The organism is Barnesiella sp. WM24, assembly GCF_004570975.1.
Taxonomy (GTDB): Bacteria; Bacteroidota; Bacteroidia; order Bacteroidales; family Muribaculaceae; genus Muribaculum.
Window position 1 is genome coordinate 276,044 of record NZ_SPPC01000001.1, and the last position, 18,573, is coordinate 294,616.

The following is an 18,573-nucleotide window of genomic DNA, read 5'->3' on the forward strand; positions in this document are numbered from 1 at the left end:
ATCGGTAATTAATTAATAAATCAGACCGGCTCCACATTAGAGTCACCGGGATCGGCAACAGGCTGCTTACGCTGCTTCTTCAGTTCAGCGACAATCTCTTCCATACGGCGGGTGTTAAGCGGATAAAGCCACACGATAATCATGGATATGAGCGCCACGCCGGCAGGGATAAATGTCATCAGCATCCAGAGACATGTGATGGCGCTGTCGGGCTGTGCTATATCAAGTGACTGCGCTCCCTCGGGACGCTCCACATAGCCGAAGCCGTGAAGCAGCCACATGACCGCAGCACCACCGATTGCACCGCCAAACTTCTGAGCCATCGACGCCGAAGAGAAGATGAGACCGGTAGAGGCGGAGCGATATTTGAGTTCCGAATAATCGCTCACATCGGCATACATCGACCAGACGAGCGGCGACATTATACCGGTAAGCACCGAAATCACAATCTGAAGCAACAACATCATGACAAGACCGGCATTGCTTTCGGGCGAGCAGAGGAAGAAAATCACGCTCATGACAATCAGCGACAGGTCCACGAGAATGAATGTCGCTTTCTTGCCAATCTTCTTTGTGATACCTACGGCGAGAGCGACACCTACCATATTTGCCACTTCACCCACTCCGAGGAACAATCCTGAATAGAAGAGCATCGAGATGGCAAAGATGACAATATGCTGTTCGCCGCCGATGATGTCGGCAAAGAAGAATGCTACCGTCGCGCCACGCACAGTGTTGAAAAGGTTGAAGCAGAGTGACGCACCATTGAGCAGCCACCACGGCTTGTTAGTGACAAGCGCCTTGAGGTCCTTGCCGAGCGACGCCGTACACTCGGTGGTGAGCTGTTCGCGGGTGAGCTTGAAGCAGAGGAGGAAGAGGATGAAGCAGCATGCTGCAATCACGATCATGGCAAACTGCCAGCTTGACTGGAGCGACATCCCGAATGTGTTACGGAAAAGAGTACACAAGGGATCCCACGCAAAAAGCGAGATAAATGAACCGCCATAGGCGAAGAACATACGGAATGACGAGAACACCGTCTTTTCCTGCGAGTCTTCGGTCATCACGCCGAGCATCGCTCCGTAAGGCACATTAATACCCGTATAGACGGTCATCATCATAATGTAGGTTACGTAAGCCCACACAAGTTTCGCGGCATAGCCCCAGTCAGGAGTGGTAAAAAGCAGGATACCGCATATCGAGAACGGAGCAGCCACCCACAACAGATAAGGACGATACTTGCCCCAACGGGTCTTGGTGCGGTCGGCGACGGCACCCATCATGGGGTCGCTTACGGCATCCCATATACGGGTTACCAGAAGCAGCAGACCGGTATCTATCAGTGACAGTCCGAACACATTGGCGTAGAAAAAGGGCAGATAGTAACTGAACACTTTCCAGAACATCGACGACGCCATGTCGCCGAAGCCATATCCTATCTTTTCACTAAGTGAAGCCATAATCGAGATTTATGATATTAGAGGTTAAATAAGACTACTTTTTATTCAGGATGGCAAGATTGCTGTCGATAAGACGATTTAGGGTCTTGACCGACTCGCCGGTCGAAAGACCGTCCTGCGGTGTGTTCATGCAATAGTCGACAAGACGGTCGATAGTAGAGGTGGCTACATGCATGCGGGTATCGCTTGATGCATAATATATAAACACCTTTCCGTCTTCATCGGCAATCCAGCCATTGGTGAAAAGCACGTTCATCACGTCGCCTATGTACTCTTCTCCCACGGGAGCCATGAAATATCCGCCGGGGGTGTAGATCGGACGCCAGGGCTCGTCAAGCGCGGTCATGTACAGGTAAAGCACATAACGTAGACCTGAAGCACAGCCTCTAACACCGTGGGCAAGGTGAAGCCAGCCTTTGGATGTCTTGATGGGGTGAGGGCCCTCGCCGTTTTTCACTTCCTTGATGGTGTGGTAATGGCGGCAGTCAACTATCAGTTCATCCTTGATTTCAGCATGGGTGATGTCATCTACAAGCGCCCAGCCTATGCCGCCGCCGCTTCCGGCATCGATGAAGCCATCCTGCGGACGGGTGTAAAGAGCATATTTTCCGTCGACAAACTCAGGATGAAGCACCACGTTACGCTGCTGGCTGCGGCTCTTGAGATCGGGCAGACGCTCCCAGTTTACAAGGTCCTTGGTGCGGGCGATACCACAGGTGGCGGTAGCAGCCGACAGATTTCCGGGCTGAGAGTCGTCGTGACGCTCCACGCAGAAGAGTCCGTAGATCCAGCCGTCCTCATGACGGGTGAGTCGCATGTCATAGATATTCACGCCGGGCACCTCATCCTCAGGCATGGTGATCGGATGATCCCAGAAGCGGAAATTGTCTACTCCGTTGGGGCTCTCGGCTACTGCGAAAAATGACTTGCGGTCGCTCCCTTCCACACGCACCACGAGCACATATTTGTCGCCCCACTTGATGGCGCCCGAGTTGAGAGTGGCGTTGACGCCTATGCGCTCCTCAAAGTAGGGATTGGTAGTCTCGTTGAAGTCATAGCGCCAGAAAGGAGGTGCCATTTCAGCCGTCACCACCGGATTTTTATATCGTTCATAGACGCCGTTGCCTTCGATTGGCTCGTTTTTACGGGTAACAAGTTCCTCATAACGATTGAGGACAAGATTCTTGCGATGTTCAAAGATGTTATTCATCAGATAGGATTGTATTCTTTAATGGTAAACTAATTAGGATATCTTTTGATTAAATCGTGGTAGAAAACCGTGGCGTCAATCCACAAAGATTGCGCCCGAAGTCTCGTGAAACTTCTTAAAGTCATCTTCAGAGGGATGCCCGGGATAAGGCACATAGAAGTGATTGGGCTTTTCGCTTTCGATAGCGTTGCGCCACACACACACATAAGCGATAGGCAGTCCCTTGATCGCCGGTTCAAGCACGCGGGTGTACCAGTCGGTCACGCCGAGTCCTTCAAGACCGGTCTCTGTCAACGCGGCGACCTTGCCACGCTTCTGCGCTTCCTCTACGACAAACGGCATCTGAGCCTTTATGCGGTTGACATAGGTGTCAACACCCGCCTCTCCGTCAAAATGATAGATGTCGGTGCCGAGAATGTCGACATATTCATCACCGGGGTAAGTGGAGAAATACTCTTCCGGAGTCAGATCCTTGTCGGGAGAATATGCCCACACCACATTGTTGATGCCGCGGGCGTCAAAGCCGGCACGTGTCATCTTCCAGAGATTGATATACTCTTCGGGAGTGCCGTGATCCCTACCCCACCAGAACCACGAGCCTGAATTTTCATGCCAGGGGCGGAATATCACGGGGATAGGATTGCCCTCACTGTCTTTCAGCGAAGCCACAAATGCGGCGGCGCGGTCAATCCACACCTTCATCGTGTCGCTCACGCCGGTGCCCTCTTGAAGGCTGTGAAGCGGGGTGCCTGTAACATCCCACGAATTGCCTCCTGAAACCGGATTGAGCGGATGCCAGCTTATGGCGTTGATGCCGCCACGCTCATGCTGCTTTGCAATCTCGGCGGCGATGAAGCTAAACGGCACTCCGTCAAGATTCCGTGCAGAGTCGACCTCGATCATGCCGAGATCCCAGCTCATCAATCCGGGATACTGACCTGTCACAGCCTTTACGTCGGAACCTCCGTCGACATATCTCCACGTATGCCCGTAAGCCGTGTCGTCATGATGGCCGAAATAGTAGTGACCGCTTCTTGCCACAGAGTCGAGGCGTGAAATCATCGCCTCGCGCGGTGTCGCCACGCTTTCGGCGGCAGCCTCAGTCTTGTTGCCCTTGGAGCTGCTGCACGAACTTACCGCGAGCGCTGCCATGAGCGCAAATAATCCATATTTCATTACAAGGTGAATTTTTTTAGTAATAAATTAACCGAGAGTGACCTCGACTGTGTTTACACTTCCCTCCGGCTTATGGGCCACAAGATTGCCGTCGACCTCTTCGCCGTTGACCACAAGACGCTTAACGCCGCGGTTCACTCCGTCAGGATTGTCAATCTTGATTTTGTATTCAGCGCCACGGAATTTACGGGTTATCTCATAATGTTTCCAGTCCTTGGGCACACAGGGGTCTATGAGCAGTCCGTCGTAATCGGGCTTGATGCCAAGGATAAACTGGGTTATGGCATACCAGTTCCACGCGGCAGTACCGGTGAGCCAGGAGTTTTTCGCCTCTCCGGGACGGTAGGCGTCCTTGCCGGCGGTCATCTGGCAATACACGTAAGGCTCTACCTTATGCAGGTCGCTTTTCTCTTCGAGATAAGCGGGACATATCTTGCGATAATACTCCCATGCCTCGTCGCCGCGCCCGAGCACAGTCTCGCCTATAATCACCCAGGGATTGTTGTGGGCGAATATGCCGGCGTTTTCCTTGTAGCCCGCGGGATAGGTCGAGATTTCGCCATATTCCATCACATACTCGGTAAATGCGGGATTGTTAAGCACGATGCCATGCTCGCAGTCAAGATATTTCTTAACCGAGTCAAGCGACTTCTCTACAAGCCCCGATTCAAGACCGATTCCTGCCATCGTACACCAGCCCTGGCTTTCGATAAATATCTTGCCCTCCTTGTTTTCGTGGCTGCCGACCTTATTGCCGTAGAAGTCATAGGCACGAAGGAACCATTCGCCGTCCCAGCCATGCCTCTTGACAGCCTCTACCATCTCGTCGACATGCTTCTGCGCGCGGTCAGCCTCGTCGTCAAGACCGAGCTTGCGGCACAGCTTCACATACTCCTCTCCATAGATTACAAACTGACCGGCTATCATCAGCGACTCAGCCTTTGAGCCCTCAGTCTTGTTTTCAGTGGTCTGGAACGACTCGTTGGGATCCATCGAGAAGCAGTTAAGGTTAAGGCAGTCGTTCCAGTCGGCGCGCCCGATGAGCGGCAGCCCGTGGGGACCGAGGTTGTTGACAACATGGTCAAACGACACCTTCAGGTGATCCATCAGGCTCACTTCAGAGCCTTTTACATTGTCAAAGGGCACCGGCTCGTCAAGTATCGACATGTCACCGGTCTCCTTGATATAGGCGATTGTGCCGAATATCAGCCACATCGGGTCATCGTTGAATCCGCCGCCTATGTCATTGTTGCCTCGCTTTGTAAGCGGCTGATACTGGTGATAGCAGCCGCCGTCAGGGAATTGGGTCGACGCGATGTCGATGATGCGCTCGCGGGCACGCTCCGGAATCTGATGCACAAACCCTACGAGGTCCTGATTGGAGTCACGGAATCCCATGCCCCTGCCGATGCCGCTTTCAAAGAATGACGCGGAGCGAGAGAAGCAGAAGGTGATCATGCACTGATACTGGTTCCAGATGTTGACCATGCGGTCAAGACGCTCGTCGCCGCTGTCAAGCGTAAAGCGACGCAGCAGGTTGTCCCAGTAGGCGCGCAGCTCGCCGAAAGCCTTGTCGACCTTTTCGGCGCTGTCGAAGCGGGCTATCATCTCGCGTGCCTTGGTCTTGTTGACCACACCCTTTGACTCCCACTTCTCATCCTGCTCATTCTCGACATATCCGAGCATGAACACGAGGTCGCGCGACTCACCCGGCTGAAGGGTGATTTCCATATAATGTGACGCTATAGGCGACCATCCGTGAGCCTCCGAGTTGCGGGGCTTGCCTTCGGTCACCACCTGAGGCTCGTCAAAGCCATTGTAAAGACCGAGAAATGACTCGCGGTCAGTGTCAAAGCCGTCGACAGGCGCGTTGACATGATAAAACGCGTAATGATTACGACGCTCTTTGTATTCTGTCTTGTGATATATTGTTGAGCCGTCAATTTCCACCTCTCCGGTAGAGAAATTGCGCTGGAAGTTTTCCATATCGGTAGCCGCATTCCACAGACACCACTCTATAAACGAGAACAGCTTGAAGCTCTTGGGCTTGTCGGTGGTGTTGGTCAGCGAGAGTTTTGCTATTTCAGCATGGGTGTCGAGCGGAACAAAAAACAACAGTTCCGCGCGCAGTCCGTTTTTCTCGCCTTTTATGCGTGTATAGTTCATGCCGTGGCGACATTCGTAGCTGTCAAGGGCGGTTTTGGTAGGTTTCCATCCGGGATTCCACACTGTGTCACCATCCTTGATGTAAAAGTAGCGTCCGCCGGCATCCATCGGGACGCCATTGTAACGGTAGCGTGTCAGACGGCGGAACTTGGCATCCTTATAGAAGGAGTAGCCGCCGGCAGTATTGGATATAAGAGAAAAGAAGTCTTTATTGCCGAGATAGTTGATCCAGGGCCAGGGAGTGCGCGGATTGTCGATGACATATTCACGTGCCTCGTCGTCAAAGTGTCCGTATTTCATACCTATTGGGAAAAATTTGGATTGGAAAGTTTATTAATGAATTTTGGATACGGCAAAAATAGTAAATTATTTTATAAGCAACTCTTAAAAAGTGTTTTATAAAATTCAGGTCCCGGGCGTTACTCCGGAGCCGGGACCTGAATAAAATAATATACCAAACTTAATTATTTCACGTTGAAATCACCTTGGTTGAGTACATTGGGCGACTCCATCACTTGCTTCCAGACGGTAGCGTCGTGGTAAGTATGGAACCCCATCTCGCCATCCTTCATGTCATACCACTGCATGAAGTAACCCCAGAGTGCATTGTATTTCTTAGCCACATCAGGCATAAGAAGGTTGCCACACTCGGCGAGCACCACCATCTTCTTGAACTTGGCGGTATTGTTTACAAGGTCAAACTGACGGGTCTGGTTGGTAGCCTCGGGATCAAACTCAAGTGTCGGGTCAAGACCATAGAGGTTTTCGCCCTGCAGATAAAGGTCGGCGCCTATGATGTCGACAAGGTCGTCACCGGGATAAGCCTCGCGACACTTCTCGACTGAGGCAAGATTGCCGCCGTCAGTTGTCTGCACGTTCCATACCCATATAAGGTTGTTGATGCCATACTCGTTTTCAAGCTTGTTGCGGAGATACTTCCAAAGACCCTTGGTAGCCTGTACGCTGTCGTTACCCCACCAGAACCATGCGCCGTTAGAGTAATCGCCGGCTGCCTCGTGAAGCGGACGCCACAGCACCGGAATGTTGGCTTCCTGGATGCGCTTCAGATAACCTGCAAGCTTCTTGATGTCCTTGTTGATAATCTCGTTTTCCCAAGTTCCGTCGATGACAGCCTGTGTCGGGCTGAAAGAGCGGTTAGCGTCAAAGCCGAGACGGGGGTCACCGTCGGTAATATAAACGCCGGTCACGGTGTAGCCCTGACCTGACACAACAAAACCGTTGGTCTTGATGTCGTCTACAATCGAGCGGTTGGTGATAAGCGAGTAGTTGTCACGGATGTCAAAATACTCGGTGCCGTTCTCATATCCGGTAGTTCCGGCGGGGCCGAGTGCCGGCCATCCGCTTGAAAGACTCTTCAATGAGCCCTGCGCACGCGATGTGTCGATGTCCTTGACCTTTACAAGGATACACTGTCCTGACGCAAGGTCGTCAAATACATTAATTTCAGAGGTGTTGCCCTCTTCATCGGTCACGGTCTTCTTCATGTCGGGGGTAAGCTGCAGAGCGTCCCAGTTGTCAATGACCATGTTTCCTTCCCATATGGTAGAAAGTATGTTCTGCTTTTCAGTGGGAACATTCCAGTGCCACTGGATTTCGGGAATCGAACCGTTGTTCCATGCGGTCTGCACGGGAGTTATGTCGCCGTAGTCAATCCAGTTGGCGGGCGAAGCGTAAAGATGACCATAGTCAAATCCGAGCACTGCCGGAGTGTGACCCGACTGTGACGAGATGAAGTCAACATACTTTGTGCCCCATGCCTCGTCGCTCATGCAGCCCGAGAGCTGAGTCTTGCCGTAATTGTCAAGAAGATACTGGAACACCTTCTTAGCCTCGGGAGTGGCGTTGGGATTAGTGAGGTTCTTGTCAAGCCATTCGGGGTTGATGCCCGCGTTGGTGTTGAACTTCACTGTCTTGGCAGCACACTTTGACTCGGGACGATCCTTGATGAATACGGCTCCCTCAGGTATCTCGAGGGTATATTCGGTAAAGTCGGTCATCGCCGGGAGCGTAAGGATAAGCTCCATGCCGTTTTCAGGATTTACAGCAAGAGTGACAAGCTGACCGTTGAGAGTCACGTTGACACCTTCGGCTATACCTATAAGATTATTATAGGCGATAGTCATTGTCGGAGTGAACGCCGCCCTTACCGACTCGCCCTCGGCGATAGTCTGAGTGCGGACGATCATGTCCATGCCATCAAGCATCTCGTAGGTGTCATCGTCATCACATGCGACCATCGAAACACCAAGCAAAGCTGCCGGCAATATATATTTAAATCTTTTCATCGTGATGTTGTTATTCAGTTATTATTACTCGATAGTAAGCTTGGTTATTTCTATACCGTTACCCTGAAGGATAAAGCCGTTGTTATTAACCATCTGATCAATATCCTCCTGAGTCAGCTGATATGCTACGACTCCATTGGGAGCGGGACAATCGAAGTAACCTTCTTCATTGGTATCGGGAGAAGCGATTGTTCCTGCAAGACCAGCCCAGTTAGAACCCTGACCTATCTTAATCTTTCCGGTGTCGCCGGTAAGAGTGTTGTAATATATACGGAATGTCTGTCCAGCCTTCCAGGTGCTTATCAGATTAGCGATAATGCCATCATTCCAGGCAAACTCCTGTAAAGCGCCCCATCCATCAACTACGGCAGATCCTTCATAGAATGCTGTCTCAAGTGAGTTCTCATACCAGAGGGTAAGCTTGTTAAGGATATAGTTGGCACCTGTCATCACAAGACCACCTTCATTAATAAGAGCTTCCTTCATCGCTGCTGTTATGGTGATTTCGGCAACTCCGTCAGGGAATTCAGTGAACAGGTCGATATTTCCTTCATTATAACCCATGTCAGCGTCGGGAAGAGAAGCCCAGCTTCCGTTGCCAAATCGCATCTGAGCATAATCGGCTCCTTCTGCAAATGTGAAGTAAGCCTTGAGCTTCCAGCCTACTTCAACTGTAGACCAGTCAAATTTACCCCATGAGAGGTCATCCATACCGTTCCAACTTGCTGAGAAGAGACCCTGCCAGATTACATTTTCAACCTCGGTAGCAGGGATTACGTCAAATTCACCTTCAAATGACTCTTCGCCTGACATGAGGGCAAACTTGGTTGCCTTACCTGCAGTCATCGGAAGATTGATATACAGGTATTCACCGTTAAGTATATACTGAACTTCCACTCCGTTGACCTTGACAGCGGTAAGTTTGTCGGCATTGGCAACCTTGACTTTCATGATGTTGCCAGCCTTTACTTCCTCATCTTCAGCGGGCCACTCGGTTACATAAGCGATAGTCGGGAGGTCGACTGTAAGCTCGCCTGCCTCAACGGTCTCGCCACTCTTGAGGATAAACTTGACCATACCTGTCTGAGCAGTGAAGGGCACCTTTATCTTCAGTTCGGCAGCGGTTGCATCCTTAGCCTCTACAGAAGCCTCGCCCTCAAACACCACAGTAGCTATAAGATCAAGATTCTTACCTGTGATGGTAAGTTCTGCTCCGCCGGGCACGGGAGAGGGAGCGAATACAACATTCTCGGGATGAGCTATTACTATAGGCAGAATGACAGTCTCGCCGCTCTTGAGATTGAGAGTGAGGTCGCCTGACCACGCAGTCGCGGGTACAGTCACCTTGACTTCAGTAGCGCTCACTAATTCGGGTTCAACGGCGTCGGTCATTCCGGGGAAGATCATAGACGCAACCATGTCCATGTTCACGCCCTTTATAATCAGCTCCTCGCCAGCACGAAGACCGTCACCACAGTTGTGAGTCATGTCGGTAGGCACAACCATGCCGATATTTGCTACGGCAACTTTCACGCCTGAACCGGGAACGACACATACAGCACCGTTGGAAGCGTTGTCGGGAAGATTGAAAGTAATCTTGCCATCTTCGGTAAGAGTAAACTCGACTTCATCCTCGTTGGGCATAACAACCTTGCGCACGAGGTCAAGGTCAGTACCGGTGATAGTAATCAGGTCGCCGGGCTTTGCATCGGTGATGTCGATAGCCTTCTCTACAGCGGGAAGTATCACTTCAAGCTCTACTTCCGACCATATAAGGTTGGGGATTTCGGCGATAGCGTCAGAGATACCGACCGGACCGGTCACCGCATTGTCGGGAACGATTACCTTGATGACATTGCGGGTGTGCTCGATGAACTTGCCCTCGTCGGCCTTATATACATTGGCGCTGTCAAGACCTTCTACAAACGAGAAGCACACCTCTTTCATCAGGTTAAGATATTCACCGTTGATGACAAGTTCCTGACCCGGCTTAACGCGGGCGGGGCTGAAGGTGTTTTCCTCGGCGAAGCTGATCGGCTCAAGGAAAGTAAGGTCGGTAAGAGTGGTAATCTTGCCGTTGGCATGGTTGAGGACCACCTTTCCGGGGAGGGCGGTCTGGGGGACAGTCACGCGAATCTCGCTGCCCGACACCACCGTAATATTGGTGATGTCGTCGCAGCCGGGAATGGTTACTGAGTTAATCTGGTCGAGACCGCTACCGATGAAACGGAGTTCACCGCCACGCGCCACGGGGCACGGACCGAACACCTCAAGCGAGATGCCGCCACGGTTCTGGTTGGTGTCGAAGTCGTCATCATTACAAGCGGTAAACGACAGCGAGGTCACCAACATGAGGCACATCATTAGGAGTGCCGTATATTTGCTGTATTTTTTCATTGCTGATACTCGATTTTGATGGTTATTCATTGATTACCGCACGGATGTTGTCAATCTTGATGATAGGCTGACACTCTGCACCGTTGACACCGCCGCTCACGACAAACATGGTAAGGCTCGCGAAGTCTTCCGGCTTGGATGGAGTCTTGCCGGCGCCGGTACCCTTTGCGGTATAGCGGAACTGAGAGAAGGGAAGAGTCACGGTAATCCACTTGCCATCGGTGTGGTATTCGCCCTTGTCGGCAGTCTGCCACGGACGATAGAGATAACGGCCCCAGTCGGTCCAGTCACCCTCGCGATCCTTGAAGTCATCGCTTACCTCACCGTTGAACGCCCAAGCCTGAGCACCGGGAAGAGCTACGCTTATTCCGTCAATAGGATTGCTTGACAGAGAGAGCTGAGTAAGTCCCTGGAAGCATACCTGCATGGCACCTGCAGCCCATACATTGGAAGAAGGGATGCACATCTCGAATTTAAGCGCCATCTTCTCGGGCTTGGAGAAGTCAGCCACATTATAAAGAGCCGCGCCCTGTCCGCTGGTTATGTTCTGGGGATCATCCCATGAACCAGCCCAATACTCGAACGAGAACTTTGTGTCGGCCCATCCGCCGTCTTCCGACATGATAGCGTCGCCGTCGCCAAGCTGCAAGTAGTTGCCGCTAAATGAATAGTCATCGGCCACAATAGCCTGAGCGTGCCATCCCTGCTGCTCAAGACCGCCGTCAAAGCTGAAGAGCATGCCACGGGTGTCAAGATAGTGGAACTTGGACTCACCCTTACCGTAGCGGGTAGTAACCTCAAGCTCGCCTTCCTCTGTAGCCCCGTCAGGGATTACGAATGTAACGGCGGTCTGCTCGATGCTCTTGATCTCGGTCACGGGTATGTCACCGGGGAAGGTTATGGTAAGAGGCTTGTTGGGGTCATCCACGAAGTAGTTACCGTTGAGAGTAACCTCGTCGCCGGGCTTAGCATACTCGAATGAGAGCGAGAGCAGCGACGGACCGGGCACAAGCACGCGGAAATCAAATTCAGTGGTGACGCCATCCTTGTTGATCATATAAATCTTGTTGGTCTCCACTTCGGGAATGCCGCGCGGAATATTTACAAGGAGTGTATGGTCAGTGATGTAGCTTGTGTTGAGCACAGCCTTCTGGTCGTTGAAGTACATCTCGCGGATAGAGGTGAGGTTGTCGCCGACAAGACATATCAGATTGTCGACATAAGCCTCGGTCACCAGCGAGTCGGCACCGGCAGTCATGCGCACATAGCGCACGGAAGGAGTACCGTCGGTAAGCTCAAACTTGTCGGGTTCGTCCTCGCAGGATACCATTGAGACACCCATTGCTGCGGCAAACACCGGAAGAAGCCATTTTGTATATTTGAATTTATTCATTGTACAGTCTGTGAATTTTAGCTATTAGTAAGAATATTCCGTGCGGACATCGCAAGAGATGGGATCCTTGAGAAGGTTGGGGTTGTAGACAACGTCCTCCGAGGGGAAAGGAAGAGTGAAGCTCTCCTTGGTCACGTTGGGCGCAGCTGTCTTGGTGTCATAACCTGCCTCGCCGGTATCATCTTTCTTGGCGGCTTCAGCGATATCCCACTTGCCGCTGTCGTAGTAATACTTGTAAAGGCTGTTTACGTTCCAGAAAGAGTTACGACGCTGTCCTTTAAGCTCGTTGATGGCACGCTGAGGATCGTAGTAAGAGAGACGCACATAGTCATACCAGCGGTCGCCCTCGCCTGCAAGCTCGAGACGACGCTCTTTCCAGACATCTTCCCAGGTTACTACAGAGGGCTTGTCCCAGTAAGTAGGGATAGCGCGGTTGCGCACCTTATAGTAAGCGTCGATAGCTGAAGCGTCGGAAGTAGAGCCTGTGCCGCCCATCATAGCCTCGGTATAGATGAGATATACATCGGCAAGACGGAGGATGTGGGTAGCAAGAGCGCTGTACATGTTACCCGAAGCCACACCGGTAGCCTGAACGTGGTCGTAGTTGTTGCCATAGAGATGCTTCACGTTGTAAGCACCTGTAGGCGACTGCCACTCGCCGGGACCTCCCTTGCCATACTCGCCGTCGTAGCAGAACTGGAGCACGTTGAAGCCGGTGAATCCGTCTTTATCTTTCTTGTCCTGCCAGAAGTATTCATACTTGTCGCCGGGGAGCATCATGGTAGCCTTGCGGCGGGTGTCGATGTCGGTGCGCGAAGAGGGATCTTCAAGCACGTCGATGCCGAAAGCGTCCTGAAGGTCGACAGAAGGGCCGCCGTAACCGCCCCAGCAGTCACCCCACTCGTCAAAACCTACCGGAGCAAGGTCGCTCTGGAGAGTGTTCTGCTGAGTCCAGGGGTCACGTCCTGCCTGCCAGCGCCACGCGATGAGTGACTCCTCGTTAGTGTTGTTGGCGAGACGGAAGATGTCAGAATAGTTGCTGAGCAGATTTCTGCCTGAGTTATCGATTACATCCTTTGCATAGGCTGCCGACTTCTTGAGGTCGTCAGCGTTGAGTGAGCCTGAGAGTCCTGCGCGGGTAAGGTAAACCTTGGCGAGCAGACCTTCGGCACAGTAGTAGTCGATGCGGCCGGGGGCTGAAGCAGTCTTGGGAAGAAGCTCCATAGCCTTTTCGAGAGTCATCACGATATACTCGTATACATCCTCACGCTTTACCTTGAACTTGGAGTTGTAGGCTCCGTTAAGTTCGTCGGAGATATTGTGGATGATGGGCACATCGCCGAAGCTGCGCACGAGATAGAAGTAGGCAAGAGCCTTGAAGGTGAGAGCCTCGCCCATGCAAGCCTCGCGAGCTTCCTTTGACGCCGGTGACGCCTGAAGGTTGTTGTAGACTGTAGAGCAGTGAGCAATCACGGCCCAGAGAGAGTAAGACATGTTCACAAGGTCAGTATCGGTACCGTTGACGGTAAATGTCAGATAGGGAGACGAACCCCAGTACATGTTGCCCGAAAGCACCTCACCTACCTTGATGAATCCGCGCTGGAAATCATACCAGGGCGAGTTGTAAAGGTAGTTGACACCCTGATAGCACTGCTCGTCGGTCTGGTAGAAGTTGCCGGCGTTGTAGTTGTCTTCCGCAGGACGGTCAAGGAAGTCGTTGCATGACGACGCGCCTAAACCGAGAGCGGCAACTACGGCTAAATATTTGATATTTTTGATTTTCATAAGTTGAATTCTGTTTTTAATAATATTAGAACGAAATGTTTAGACCAAATGAATAGGTGGTCGGTGACGGATAGCGTCCGAAGTCAAGACCATATACAAGACCTGATGAATCCTGGGTTGATGCACCGATTTCAGGATCATAACCTTTATATTTGGTAAACGTGTATAAGTTCTGAATATTGCAGTAAACACGCAGATTTTCAAGATGGAGACGCTTCAGAAGTGACTTCTTGAAGGTGTAGCCGAGAGTGATGTTCTTTATACGCAGGTATGAGCCATCCTCGATGTAACGGTCGCTGATGCGGTCGTTATCGTTCGGGTCGTTAAGACGTGCGGCGGGAACCTTTGTCTGCCAGTTCTTTACGCGGATATTGGTGATATCGTCATACCAGTTCTGACCTGCGGGATAAACCTTGTTGGGGTCGATTGGCACGAGCTGCGCGCGGTCGCTGACCGAATTGAGCTGGTTGGTCCAGGTCGACTTCATGCCGGTAAGGTTGATTGCGAGGTAGTTCATCACGTCGTTGCCGTAAGAACCGTTAAGGAAGATCGAGAGGTCAATGTTCTTGTAACGGAAAGTGTTGGTCCATCCGAAAGTGAACTTGGGCATCGGCGAGCCGATGACAGTGCGGTCGTTGGCGTCGATTTTGCCGTCGCCGTTGACATCCTTGTATTTGAGGTCACCGACCCACACGGTGTTGCTCTTGTTGAACACGCCGTCGGAGGGGAAATGGTCGGGTGTCGGTGAGTTCATGATGTCGTCATAGTCGCGGTATACGCCTTCCACTACATAACCGTAGAAGTTATAGAGCGGCTGACCGATTTCTGACACTGACACAACGTCGCTCCACTGACCGTAGCCTACGAGCTGAGCGTTTTCGGTGCCGGAAAGGGCTTTGAGCTTATTGCGGTTGAAAGAGATCTGGAAGCTTGACTCCCACTCAAATTCTCCTACGAAAGGACGTCCGGTAACCTCGATTTCGATACCCTTGTTCTCGATTTCACCGAAGTTGCCCTTAGGAGCGGCAAGAGCTGAAGAGCCGTTACCCTGTGTACCCATGTAAGAGGGCAGCTGCATTGCCATAAGCATGTCCTTTGAAGTCTTGAGGTAAGCGTCGACAACGAAGTTCAAGCGGTTGTTGAACATGTTGATGTCGATACCGGCGTTCCACTGTTCCTGAGTCTCCCACTTGATACCGGGGTTGGCGATGTTGGCGGGACGGTAACCTGCACCGAGAGCTGAGGGCATACGGCTCATAGCCACACCCCATGCGTAACCGCCGATGTTGGCGTTACCGGTCTGACCCCATCCGAGACGGAGCTTACCGTTGTCAATCACGTTGCGCACAGGCTCGAAGAATTTCTCATTGGAGAAGCGCCATGCACCTGCCACTGAGTGGAAACCTGCCCAACGGTTCTCGGGACCGAAGTTTGAGCTACCGTCGTAACGGTAAGTATAGGTCAAGAGATAACGGTCATCCCAGTTAAGGGTCTCACGGGTGAAGAACGAAGCCATTGCAGAGCTGCCGAATCCGGCGCTGATGTTGTAAGAGTTCTTGTTACCGAGAGCGGGGTTGTGAACCTCGTCGGAGGGAAGACCTGAAGCGAAGATATTTGTGAAGTCGTAGCGTGACTCCCAACATTCCTGACCGACCATTGCGGTGTAGTGGAATTTATCCCATGCAGTGCCGTTGTAAGACACATAGTTTTTCAACTGCCAGAACCAGCTGGAGTTTTTCTGTATAGAGCTTTCGTTGCTGCTGCGCACCCAAGAGCCGAGGTCAACCATCGGTTTGTAGCGGTCAGCCTTGGAAGCGCTGACATCGTAGCCGAATTCGGCATGCCATACAAGATTCTTGATCGGAGTCACATCGAAGAAGATGTTACCGGTAAGTTTCTTACGGCGGAGCAGAATGTCATCTAGCATAGCAAGCGCGATGGGGTTGGGGTTGGTGTAACCCTCACGTACTACAGAAGAGAAGTTGCCGTCGATATCATAGATAGGTATATCGGGGAGTGTCGTGAGCGAGTAGTTGATGATACCCTGCTCGCCGTCGGCAAGCTTGAGGCTTTCATCAGTGTCGGTATAGGTGGCGCTGAGACCGAGCTTCAACCATGACTTGAGCTGCGCGTCAAGGTTGGCGCGTACAGAGAAACGGCTGAAATCAGAACCGATAAGCGTACCTTCCTGGTTCATATAAGAACCTGACACATAATACTGCACTTTGTCAGTACCGCCCTGAGCCGATACCTGGTGCTGATTCTGGAGAGCTGTGCGGAACACCGCATCCTGCCAGTTGGTACCGACACCGAGTACAGAGGGGTCGCGATACCAGTCATTTGCTGTCTGGTAACCGTTTGCCACAAACTCATTGTAATATTCAGCATATTCGCGGAGGTTCATCATGTCAAGGCGCTTGTTCTGGTGGTTGACAGCAAACATACCGTCGTAGGTGAACTTAGCCTCGCCTGACTTACCGCGCTTGGTGGTAATGAGGACGACACCGTTGGAGCCCTGCGCACCGTAGATTGCGGTAGCCGAGGCATCCTTTAGAATCTCCATTGACACGATGTCGGAGGGGTTGATGGTTGAAAGAGGCGACACGGTCGACACTTTACCGTTACCGAGGGCGTCACCAAGACCGAAGTCGGCACCTGAGTTACCGCCACCCTGGACGATCACACCGTCGATCACATAAAGCGGCTCGGCGTTGGCGTTGATGGTTGACTGACCGCGCACGCGGATAGAAGATGAAGAGCCGGGGGCACCTGAGGTTGCCATTGCCTGCACACCTGTGGCACGTCCCTGAAGAGACTGGTCGAGGTTGGTGATGATTGATCCCTTGAGGTCATCCTCACTCATTGACACAGAAGCACCTGCAAGGTCACTCTTCTTCATGACACCATAGCCGACTACCACAACCTCGTCGAGCGAAACGCCCGATTCTTTCAAGGTAATAGTAAGGTCGGTACGGCCGGCGAGCTTGACCTCCTGGGTCTCCATGCCTACATACGACACTACGAGCACTGCGTTAGGAGACGCGACTTTGATAGCAAAATTACCATCGAAGTCAGTCGCCGTACCTACGGAAGTCCCCTTTTCCATGATGGTTGCACCGATTGCCGGCTCACCCGATGGCTCGAGGACGACACCCTTTACGGATGTCTGGGCGAACACTCCGATTGACACCGATATAAATAGCGCCAATAGAAGGGCTCTAATGTTCAAGACTGTTCTTGTCATCATGAGCAATTTTTAAGGTAAGGTTAATGTATTTAGGTTAGAATAGTTGGTTTATAATTACTGCACTGTCGGGCATAATACACCCTATGCAAAATTAGGCATATGGACAGAGATATAATAATACAATTTTATCTCTATATTGCACTTTGTTGACTTATATGTTGTCAACGGCGGTTTCGTTCAAAAAATTCTCTTATTCGCGGATTCCAGTCGTCATAATCGACTGTGTGACCAAGGTCACGATAGATAATAAACTCCTTTGGTGAACTGATTAGATTGTAACTTGAAAAATTAGTGTGGGGCGGACATACCGGATCCTGCAAGCCGACACCCATCAACACCGGACACTTAATGCGCCGTGCCATGTTCTTCATATCGAAGTAGCTGAGCGTCTTATACATTTCTTCATCGCTTATGCCGGCTTCGGCGGCAGCCTTCTTTACAGGCTCGGCAGGCCAGTGGACGATGTTGAAATAGTCGGGATAGTCAGAGAGGAAGGGTATGTAAGGGGCAATCGCCGCAACGCGATGGTCGAGCGCAGCCGACACAAGGGTGAAAGCCCCTCCCTGACTGCCGCCCTCGGCAAAAATATTGTTGCGGTCGGTCTGCGGCAGTTGATAAATAAAGTCAATTGCACGCACGACATCCATAAAGGCTCCACGGTAATAATAGGTGTCGGGAGAGGCTATTCCATAAGCCACCCAGTCGCCATACTTATTGTATTTTTTACCATAACCCTGACCTCTTGAAAACGGGATAAAATGAATCCAGTCGGGAGCATCGTCGGCACCTACACACCAGGGGTCGACGCCATATCCGTTATAAATAATGTGGACAGGATACTTACCCTCCTTGACAGGAATGGCGATATATCCGCTGATAGTGTCGCCGCCGAGCGAGCGCATTGTCGCAAGATACACCTTGCGCTTCTCGCCGCTCAGCGAGTCGACTTCCTGAAGATTATAGCGCGGATCGACCCGGGCAAGCTCGTCAAGTGCCTCAGACCAGAAACGGTCAAAATCGGGCTGCGAGTCAGGCAACGACACTATATTTTCAGGCTCATAGCCGAAATTCATGTCAAGAATAGACTTGTCACCGTCATTCACTGAAAGGCGGTAAAAGCCGGGAGCTTTGACACAGGGGTCAACCTTGAAGCATGCCGTGTCGCCGGCAGCAACGGTCACGGAGCGTGTCTCCTCCATGACAGGCTCATAATTGTCGGTGGTGACGACAATGCGGAGGTCGGCGTTACACGCCGCTCCGGTGGAATCGCTCACGGCAACCGTAAGCGAAGGGACCTGAGGCGCGAGCCACCACCATTGGCTGTCGGCAACCGCCGACGCTTTCAGGTGACGCTCTGCCGCCGAAACTGAAAAGGTTATGAAAAGCAGTGAGATTGCACCGGCAATCATCTTGGTTTTATGAAAGGTCACTGT

Annotated in this window: 10 protein-coding genes; all 10 read right to left on the reverse strand. The window is 51.8% G+C overall.

Features of this window, described 5'->3' with window-relative positions:
- Positions 1-20 precede the first annotated feature (20 nt).
- On the reverse strand, positions 21-1,460 hold the full coding sequence (locus E4T81_RS01270) for an MFS transporter (protein ID WP_135040741.1): 1,440 nt from the start codon (positions 1,458-1,460) through the stop codon (positions 21-23).
- A 34-nt stretch (positions 1,461-1,494) separates the two neighbouring features.
- A complete protein-coding gene (locus E4T81_RS01275; RefSeq protein WP_135040742.1) occupies positions 1,495-2,670 on the reverse strand; it encodes a glycosidase in 1,176 nt (391 codons plus the stop codon).
- Between the two features lie 75 nt (positions 2,671-2,745).
- Positions 2,746-3,846, reverse strand: a complete 1,101-nt coding sequence (locus E4T81_RS01280) for a glycoside hydrolase family 26 protein (RefSeq protein ID WP_135040743.1) — start codon at positions 3,844-3,846, stop codon at positions 2,746-2,748.
- Between the two features lie 27 nt (positions 3,847-3,873).
- Positions 3,874-6,312, reverse strand: a complete 2,439-nt coding sequence (locus E4T81_RS01285) for a GH36-type glycosyl hydrolase domain-containing protein (RefSeq protein WP_135040744.1) — start codon at positions 6,310-6,312, stop codon at positions 3,874-3,876.
- 164 nt (positions 6,313-6,476) lie between these two features.
- The gene (locus E4T81_RS01290; RefSeq protein ID WP_135040745.1) at positions 6,477-8,318 is read right to left on the reverse strand and encodes a glycosyl hydrolase; all 1,842 of its coding nucleotides are present in this window, start codon (positions 8,316-8,318) and stop codon (positions 6,477-6,479) included.
- Between the two features lie 24 nt (positions 8,319-8,342).
- Positions 8,343-10,715: a hypothetical protein gene (locus tag E4T81_RS01295; RefSeq protein WP_135040746.1), complete on the reverse strand. Its 2,373-nt coding sequence runs from the start codon at positions 10,713-10,715 to the stop codon at positions 8,343-8,345.
- Positions 10,716-10,737: 22 nt separating this feature from the next.
- Positions 10,738-12,108, reverse strand: coding sequence for a glycan-binding surface protein (locus E4T81_RS01300; protein WP_135040747.1), 1,371 nt, complete (start codon positions 12,106-12,108; stop codon positions 10,738-10,740).
- A gap of 24 nt (positions 12,109-12,132) precedes the next feature.
- Positions 12,133-13,893: a RagB/SusD family nutrient uptake outer membrane protein gene (locus E4T81_RS01305; RefSeq protein ID WP_135040748.1), complete on the reverse strand. Its 1,761-nt coding sequence runs from the start codon at positions 13,891-13,893 to the stop codon at positions 12,133-12,135.
- Between the two features lie 25 nt (positions 13,894-13,918).
- Positions 13,919-17,140, reverse strand: a complete 3,222-nt coding sequence (locus tag E4T81_RS01310) for a TonB-dependent receptor (protein WP_135040749.1) — start codon at positions 17,138-17,140, stop codon at positions 13,919-13,921.
- A 161-nt stretch (positions 17,141-17,301) separates the two neighbouring features.
- Positions 17,302-18,570: an acetylxylan esterase gene (locus E4T81_RS01315; RefSeq protein ID WP_135040750.1), complete on the reverse strand. Its 1,269-nt coding sequence runs from the start codon at positions 18,568-18,570 to the stop codon at positions 17,302-17,304.
- Between the last annotated feature and the right edge of the window lie 3 nt (positions 18,571-18,573).